The organism is Mycobacterium sp. (assembly GCF_035506235.1).
Lineage (GTDB): Bacteria > Actinomycetota > Actinomycetes > Mycobacteriales > Mycobacteriaceae > Mycobacterium.
The window spans coordinates 1-8,241 of the sequence record NZ_DATJPU010000213.1 but is presented as its reverse complement, the minus strand read 5'-3'; the positions used below and the strand labels follow the sequence as shown (position 1 = coordinate 8,241).

The 8,241-nt window shown below is 68.0% G+C and carries 5 protein-coding genes and 1 pseudogene; 3 read left to right on the top strand and 3 right to left on the bottom strand.

Annotation, left to right across the window (positions count from 1 at the left end; genetic code table 11):
• Positions 1–24: 24 nt before the first annotated feature.
• A pseudogene (locus VMD50_RS19345) lies at positions 25–675 on the bottom strand (HD domain-containing protein).
• A gap of 116 nt (positions 676–791) precedes the next feature.
• On the opposite strand from VMD50_RS19345, the gene VMD50_RS19340 reads away from it, so the two are divergent.
• On the top strand, positions 792–1,814 hold the full coding sequence (locus VMD50_RS19340; protein WP_325429708.1) for a TIGR03617 family F420-dependent LLM class oxidoreductase: 1,023 nt from the start codon (positions 792–794) through the stop codon (positions 1,812–1,814).
• Positions 1,815–1,879: 65 nt separating this feature from the next.
• On the opposite strand, the gene VMD50_RS19335 is transcribed toward VMD50_RS19340, so the two are convergent.
• Entirely contained in the window at positions 1,880–4,879 is a 3,000-nt protein-coding gene (locus tag VMD50_RS19335; RefSeq protein WP_325429706.1) for a UPF0182 family protein, read from the bottom strand.
• A 92-nt stretch (positions 4,880–4,971) separates the two neighbouring features.
• The gene (locus tag VMD50_RS19330; protein WP_325429704.1) at positions 4,972–6,003 is read right to left on the bottom strand and encodes a YlbL family protein; all 1,032 of its coding nucleotides are present in this window, start codon (positions 6,001–6,003) and stop codon (positions 4,972–4,974) included.
• 77 nt (positions 6,004–6,080) lie between these two features.
• Between VMD50_RS19330 and VMD50_RS19325 the strand changes: the two genes are divergently transcribed.
• Both VMD50_RS19325 and VMD50_RS19320 read left to right on the top strand, forming a co-directional pair.
• Positions 6,081–7,469 (top strand): zinc-dependent metalloprotease, encoded by a 1,389-nt coding sequence (locus tag VMD50_RS19325; protein WP_325429702.1) that lies wholly within the window; start codon positions 6,081–6,083, stop codon positions 7,467–7,469.
• A gap of 27 nt (positions 7,470–7,496) precedes the next feature.
• Positions 7,497–7,622, top strand: coding sequence for a hypothetical protein (locus tag VMD50_RS19320; RefSeq protein ID WP_325429700.1), 126 nt, complete (start codon positions 7,497–7,499; stop codon positions 7,620–7,622).
• Positions 7,623–8,241: the final 619 nt, after the last annotated feature.

Here is an 8,241-nt window from a genome sequence, read left to right as displayed (position 1 = left end):
CGCGCGGCAGGACCACGCGTAATCCTATTCGGGCCAGGTGTTCTTCAGAATAATGTCGACGAAGTTGTCGCGGACGAACGTGGGGTCGAAGTGTTGCAGTACGTCGGCGTTCACGGTGCCGAAGGTGCTGTCCGGGCGGTGCTTCATCCCGTCGTTGAAGGCCGCCAGGATGCGCCGCTTGAAATCCGGTCACGGGTGCGCGGCGGTGACTGCGGCAAGAGCTTCGGGGGAAAGGTCGTCGCGGCCGATGCCCAGCACGTCGGTCTCGACACCCGCTGTGACGCAGGAGATCTCGGGCGCCAGGAACTCGGGTATGCCGGGCGTGGTGTGCAAGGCGATGCTCAGCCACACCTTGTCGGCGTCGGCCACGTCGACGCCGCGCTGCAGCAGGAACTCGCGCGCCGCATTGGCGCCGTCGACCTCGAAGCGCAGGGTGGAGCTGAGGTAGCGATCGGTAAGACCCAGGTCGTGAAACATTGCCCCGGCGTAGAGCAGCTCCAGGTCCGGTTGCAGCCCACGGCGGCGAGCCTGCAGCGCGCCGAACAGAAACACTCGCCGGGAATGGTTGAAAAGCAGGTCGTCTTCGGCGTCGCGGATGTGGTCGGTGATATCGCGCACCAGGTCGGTGTCGGGCATCACGATGTCGGCGATGGTTTCCGGTGGCTGCATCCCCATGATCCCTCTCCTCGAGTGTGCGCTTATCACAAAGCGTGCACCCGATGAGGCGCGGTCGCAGCCGGCGGCGGCCGGGCAGCCGGAGAACCGGCGCCCATCGGGCATACTGTTCCGCCATGCGCATCGACGTGATGGCGGTCCCGCAACCGCTGGACAAGATCGGTGACCTGGCCCGCCGAACCCAGGCCGCGGGGTTCTCCGGCCTGCTGTTGACCGAGACCGGGCGGACGCCGTATCTCAACGCCGCCGTCGCCTCCCAGGCCGCGCCCGGCCTCGAGCTGTCCACCGGGGTCGCGGTGGCCTTCCCGCGCAGCCCGTTCGTCACGGCGGCCACGGCGTGGGAGCTGCAGGAGGCGACCGGCGGGAAATTCCGGCTCGGCCTCGGCACGCAGGTGCGCACGCACGTCGTGCGGCGCTACGGGATGGCCTTCGAGCGGCCCGGTCCGCGGCTGCGCGACTACGTGCTCGCCGTCAAGTCGTGCTTCGCCGCGTTCCGGACGGGGAAGCTCGACCACCGCGGCGAGTTCTACCACCTCGACTTCATCACCCCGCAGTGGAGCGCCGGACCGATCGACGCCCCCGACCCGAAAGTCGATGTCGCTGCGGTGAATCCGTGGATGCTGCGGATGGCCGGCGAAGTGGCCGACGGCGTGCACGTGCACCCGCTCGGCGAGCCGGGCTACCTCACCCGGCACGTCGTGCCCAACGTCGCGGCGGGGGCGGCGAAAGCCGGGCGCTCCCCGTCGGACGTCGCGATGATCGTGCCGGTGATGACGATCGTCGGCGACAGCGATGAGGAGCGCGCCACCGAGCGGGAGTCGGTGCGCGCCAGCATGTCCTTCTACGGCAGCACACCCAACTACGCGTTCATCTGGGACGAAGCCGGGTTCGAGGGGACGACGGCGCGCATCCGCGAGAAGCAGAAGGCCGGCGACTTCGCCGGGATGGCGGCCCAGATCACCAACGAGCACATCGCCGCGTTCGCCACCGAGTCGACGTGGGACGGGCTGGCCGACGCGCTGACCGAGAAGTACGCCGGGGTCGCGACGCGCCTGGTGCTGTACAGCGCTTTTGGAGCCCTGGGCAACCCCGAACGCTTCGAGCGCTACGGCGAGGTCGCCCGTCGGCTGCAGGGCTGACGCTGGCGCGCTCGACGAGCGTCCGCAAAATGGCATCGTCTACGCGCCCTCGCGGCCGACGGCCGCTACTTGGCGGCGTTGTACTTGTTGATCGCGTCGTCCAGCCGCTGCAGCGCCGCACCGTAGGCGGCGAAATCGCCCTTCTTTTGGGCGTCTCTCGCCGCGCCGATCGCGGCCTGGATGTCCTGCAGGGCGGCGGCCTTGGCCGGCGACAGTGTCACCGATCCATCCGGTGACGGCGGCACCGCCGCGGGCGGCGGCGGACCCGGTGGCACCGCCGCGGGCGCCGGCGGGCTACCGGGGCTCGGTGGGCTGGCGGGCGGGGTCGGTGGGGCGCCGGCCTCGGTGGGTTGGATCCCCGTCGCGGTCGCGCCCGCGCCGGGCCCGAACAGCCCGTTGAGGGCGTCACTGACGGTGGGGCCGTAGCCGATCTTGTCGTTGTACATCATCGCCACCCGGATCAGCCGCGGGTACGACGAGGCGGCGTCGCTGGCCCCCGGCGAGGCGTAGACGGGTTCGACGTAGAGCAGGCCGCCCTGGCCCACCGGCAGGGTGAGCAGGTTGCCCCACCGGATCCGGTTCTGGTTGTCGCGCCCGATCACGCCGAGGTCCTGGGACACCGCCGGGTCGGTGGTGATCGCGTTGTTGGCCAGCTTCGGGCCGTTGACCTGACCCGGGATGGTCAGCACGGTGATCCTGCCGTACGTCGCCGGGTCCGAGCTGGCGCTGATGTAGGCCGCCAGATAGTCGCGCTTGAACCTGTTCATCGCACTGATCAACTGATATGAGGACGAATTGTCGTTCTTCGCTATGTTTTTCGCGACGATGTAATAGGGCGGCTGATAGCTGCTGGCGGTGGGGTTGGGATCCAGCGGCACGTCCCAGAAATCCGACGTGGAGAAGAACGTCACCGGGTCGTTGACGTGGTACTTGGCCAGCAGCATCCGCTGCACCTTGAACAGGTCTTCGGGGTAGCGCAGGTGTTCGGCGAGCTCGGGGGTGATGTCGCTCTTGGGCTTGACGGTGCCGGGGAACACCTGCATCCAGGCCTTCAGCACCGGGTCCTGCTCGTCCTGCTGGTAGAGCGTCACGGTGCCGTCGTAGGCATCCACGGTGGCCTTAACCGAGTTCCGGATGTAGGACACCTGCTTTTCGGGAGCCAGCCGGTTGAACGCCACCTCGGTGGAGTCGGCGGTCGCCGCCGACAGCGACGTGAGTTCCGAGTACGGGTAGTTGTCCAGCGTGGTGTAGCCGTCGATGATCCACACCAGCCGCTTGTTGACGATCGCCGGGTACACGCCGCTGTCGGTCGTCAGCCACGGCGCCACCGCCTCCACCCGCCGCGCGGGATCGCGGTTGAACAAGATCTTGCTGTTGGAGCCGATCACGTTGGAGAACAGGAAGTTTCGCTCGGCGAACTTGGCGGCGAACACGCTGCGGGACAACCAGTCGCCGACCGGCACTCCCCCGAGCCCGGTATAGGTGTAGTTCTTGGTTTCGGTGCTGGTCTCGTAGTCGTATTCGCGGTCGTTGCCGTTACGCCCGACGATCGCGTAGTCGGCGGAGGTGTTGGAGATGACCGGCCCGTAGTAGATCCGTGGCTGGTCGAGTGGCGCCGGCCCGTCGGACACGATGCTGCCGTTGGCGCCCACGACGTTGGCCAGGAACTCGGGGTATCCGCCGTTCTGGTTGGGATCGTTGGCGATGCCCCGCACCGTGTTGGCCGGCGACGCGATGAACCCGTTGCCGTGGGTGTAGACGGTGTGCCGGTTGATCCAGTCACGCTGGTTGTCGATCAGCCGATCGGGGTTGAGTTCCCTTGCGGCGACGACATAGTCGCGCAGCGCCCCGTTGCGGTCGAGGTACCGGTCGATGGAGAGCTGGTCGGGGAAGTAGTAGAAGTTCTTACCCTGCTGAAACTGGGTGAACGCCGGGCTGACGATCGTGGGGTCCAGCAGCCGGATGTTGGAGGTGGTGGCCCGGTCGGCCGCGACCTGCTGGGCGGTGGCCTGCCCGTCGCCCGTGTAGTTGCGGTAGCTCACCTGGTCGGAGGTCAAGCCGTAGGCCTGTCGCGTCGCGGCGATGCTGCGCCCGATGTATTCGCTTTCCTTCTGCGCCGCATTGGGTCTGACGCTGATCTGCTCGACGATCAACGGCCACCCGGCGCCCACGATCAATGACGACAGCAGCAGCAGCACCAGGCCGATGGCTGGAATCCGCAAGTCGCGCAGGACGATTGCGGAGAACACCGCGGCGGCGCAGATCACCGCGATCGCCATCAGGATCAGCTTCGCCGGCAGCACGGCGTTGATGTCAGTGTATCCGGCACCGGTGAACGGCTTGCCGCTACGGGTGTGCGACAGCAGCTCGTAGCGGTCCAGCCAATAGGCCACGGCCTTGAGCAGCACCAGCACCCCGACCAGGGTCACCAACTGGATCCGCGCCGAGCGGCTCAGCGCCCCGGTGCGCCCGGACAGCCGGATGCCGCCAAAGATGTAGTGCGCCAGCAGGTTCGCCAAGAACGCCAGGAAAACCGCCACGAACATGTAGCTGAGCAGCAGCCGGTAGAACGGGAGCTCGAACGCGTAGAAGCCGAGGTCCTTGCCGAACTGGGGATCCGTGATGCCGAAGTTCCCGCCGTGCAGAAACAGCTGCACCCGCACCCAATAGCTCTGCGCGATGATGCCGGCCAGCACGCCGACCGCAACCGGGATTCCGACGCCCACCAGCCGCAGCCGCGAAACCACGACCGCGCGATACCGGGCCACGGGATCGTTGTTGTTGCTCGGGACGAACACGGGCCGGGTGCGGTAGGCCACGGCAAGCCCGGCGAACACGATGCCGCCGACCAGCAGTCCGGCGACCAGGAAGACCACGATGCGGGTGACCAGCACGGTGGTGAACACCGAGCGGTAGCCGAGCTCACCGAACCACAGCCAGTCGACGTAGGCGTCGATCAACCGGGGCCCGGCGAGCAGCAAAACGATCACACCCAGTGCGATCAGGATCAGAATCCGGCTGCGCCGAGTCAGCTTCGGCATCCGTGCGGTGGGCCGCATCCCCACTGGCTACGCTCCCTGATCGTTATGGCGGGCTTCGAGATTTCCGCGATTTCTAGCTCACAACTGTACGCATTCCGCGCGGCTGTCCGGCCGGGCTAGCAACTGGGCGGCTGACCCCCCGACGTGATCGCGTGCAGCGCGTCCACCGCTTCGCCGAGCGTCTCCACCTTCACCAGGCGCAGGCCGGACGGGTTGTCCGAGGTCGCCTCGTAGCAATTCTTGGCCGGCACCAGGAACACCGTGGCCCCGGCCGCGTGCGCGGCGACCATCTTGTGGGTGATGCCGCCGATCTGGCCCACCTTGCCGTCGACGGAGATCGTGCCGGTGCCGGCGATGAACTTCGAGCCGGCCAAGTCGCCGGTGGTGAGCTTGTCGACGACCGCCAGGCTGAACATCAGCCCGGCCGACGGGCCGCCCACGTTGGCGAGGTTGAAGTCGACGACGAACGGCGCCCAGGGCGCGTCGAGCACCGCCACGCCCATGAAGCCGTACTCGCGGTCCTTGTTCGTGCCCAGCGTGATCTGCGCGGTGCCGATTGGGCCGGCCGCGTCATTCTTGCGGCGATAGTCGATCGTCACCACCTGGCCGGGCTTGGTGTCTTTCAGGAAGCCCGTGAACTGCTCGACGTTGGCCACCGGCCTGCCGTCGACCGCGTCGATGGCGTCGCCGGCCTTCAGCTTGCCCGCCGACGGCCCGGGGTCGCTGACCGTCGCGATCGTCACCGCGGCCGGGTACTTCAGGTAGCCCAGGGCGGCGTAGGCGGCGCTGTCCTCGGAGTTCTTGAAGTCGGCATTGTTGGCCTTGTCGACGTCCTCCCGCGACTTGCCCGGCGGGTAGACGAGGTCGCGCGGTACCAGCTGTTCCTGTCCCGACAGCCACAGCGTCAGCGCCTCGCCCAGGCTGAGCTCGTCGCGCTGGGACACCGTCGTCATGTTCAGGTGGCCGGTCGTCGGGTGCGTCGCGGTGCCCTCGATCGCGACCACCTGCTTGCCGTCGACCTCGCCGAGCGTGTCGAACGTCGGGCCCGGCCCCAACGACACAAACGGCACCGTCACCACCGCGAGCAGCACGCCGAACACGACGATCGGCACCAGCGCGACGATCAGCGTCAGAATCCGCCTGTTCACGCGCCTACCCTATCCGGACTCCGCGCAGGGCCGTTCAGCTACGAGCGTGACCCGAGATCCCACGTTGCGCGCCGGCGGTGAGTACCGTTAGCGATATGCCTGACCTGCCTTTCGGCTTCTCCTCCGGCGACGACCCGGAGCACGAGAAGCACGGGAAGAAAGATCCCGATTCCAGCTCGGGGGCCTCCGACCCACTGGGCGCCTTCGGCCTGGGCGGGAATTTCGGCATGGGCGACCTGGGCCAGATATTCACGCAGCTGGGCCAGATGTTCAGCAGCGGGGGCACCGTCACGGCCGGGGGCAAGGCGTCGGGACCGGTCAACTACGAGCTGGCGCGGCGGGTCGCGTCCAGCTCGATCGGGTTCGTCGCGCCCATTCCCGCCTCGACGAGCAAGGCGATCGCCGACGCCGTCCACCTCGCCGAAACCTGGCTGGACGGCGTGACGGCGCTGCCCGCGGGCACGTCGAAGGCGGTCGGCTGGAGTCCCACCGACTGGGTCGAGAACACGCTGGATACCTGGAAGCGGCTGTGCGATCCGATGGCCGAGCAGATCGCGTCGGTGTGGGCGTCGGCCCTGCCGGACGAGGCCAAGACCATGGCGGGTCCGCTGATGGCGATGATGTCGCAGATGGGCGGCATGGCCTTTGGGTCGCAGCTGGGCCAGGCCCTGGGCCGGTTGTCCCGTGAGGTGCTGACCTCGACCGACGTCGGTCTGCCGCTCGGCCCCAAGGGGGTCGCCGCGATACTGCCCGACGCGCTCGAATCGTTCGCCGCCGGGCTCGAGCAGCCGCGCAGCGAGATCCTGACCTTCCTGGCCGCCCGCGAGGCCGCGCACCACCGGCTGTTCAGCCACGTGCCGTGGCTGTCCAGTCAGTTGCTGGGGGCGGTCGAGGCCTACGCCAGGGGCATGAAGATTGACATGAGCGGGATCGAGGAGCTGGCGCGCGACTTCAATCCGGCGTCGCTGTCCGACCCGGCGGCCATCGAGAGCCTGCTCGGCCAGGGGGTCTTCGAGCCGAAGGCGACGCCGGAGCAGACGCAGGCGCTGGAGCGCCTCGAGACCCTGCTGGCATTGATCGAGGGCTGGGTGCAGGTGGTGGTCAACGCGGCCCTGGGCGAGCGGATCCCGGGCACGGCCGCGCTCAGCGAGACGTTGCGCCGGCGTCGGGCCAGCGGCGGCCCGGCCGAGCAGACCTTCGCGACGCTGGTCGGCCTCGAGCTGCGGCCGCGCAAGCTGCGGGAGGCCGCCGCGCTGTGGGAGCGGCTGACCGAGGCGGTCGGCGCCGACGCCCGCGACGCCGTCTGGCAACACCCGGACCTGCTGCCCGGCGCGGAGGACCTCGACGAGCCGGCCGGATTCATCGACCGCGTGATCGGCGGGGACACCAGCGGCATCGACGAGGCCATCGCCAAGCTCGAGGACCCCGGGACCGACGACCCGGCCGGCGGTACGGTGGATAACTGAGCGCGGCCTGCTGGTCGGGGCGCCGCCGTGTCGCCCACGACCGTCGGCCTTGCGGTGGTGTCGGAGTACCTGGCCGCCGTCCCGCGCGTGGTGCGCGACCTGCGCAGCCGGGGCGTGTCGCGCTTTCCGGTTCGGGTTCTGATCAAGCACTAACCGGAACGGCCGGTAACGAGCACTAAGAGTCTGGTATGCCTTCACATCGAATCTTTTAGTATGTAAAATCTGGCTTAGCCTGCTCGGCAGTATGATCGCTTACTCGCCTCCCGCGGTCCTCCACCGCAGCTCGCTTCAGGTGCCCTGGCACTGGACGAGGACCGGCTACTGAAGGAGCAGAGATGATCGCCATGCGAGTCATCCACACGGGACTGAAACACCGACCCAACGTCGTGCCGCAATTCGTCGAAGAGGCGGACATGAAAATCCGCGAGGCACGGCACCGAGGCGATGCCGGAGAGCACGGAACTCGGCCAACAACGGCATCGGCGCCCGATCCAGCGCGGGCGCCAAGGAGCTAGCAGGTAATCACATTCGACGTCAACGGGACGAGGAGATGTGCTGGTGGAGCTTGAACAATTCATCGCCAAAGCAATGTTTGCTGGCGGCTTGGGCTTGACCACCGTCGGACTTGGTATGGGCACTGGGAATGCAGTCCCCGTTCCGTCACCGGTGCCGGTGCCCCCTGTGGTGACGCCGGCCCCTGTGGTCGTGCCGGCCCCTGTGGTGACGCCGGCCCCTGTGGTCGTGCCGGCCCCTGTGGTCACGCCAGCCCCCG

What these genes read in the sequence shown, in the direction of transcription:
- VMD50_RS19340 (WP_325429708.1), top strand. Translation starts at nt 792, where the DNA reads ATGCGCATCGACGTGATGGCGGTCCCGCAACCGCTGGACAAGATCGGT.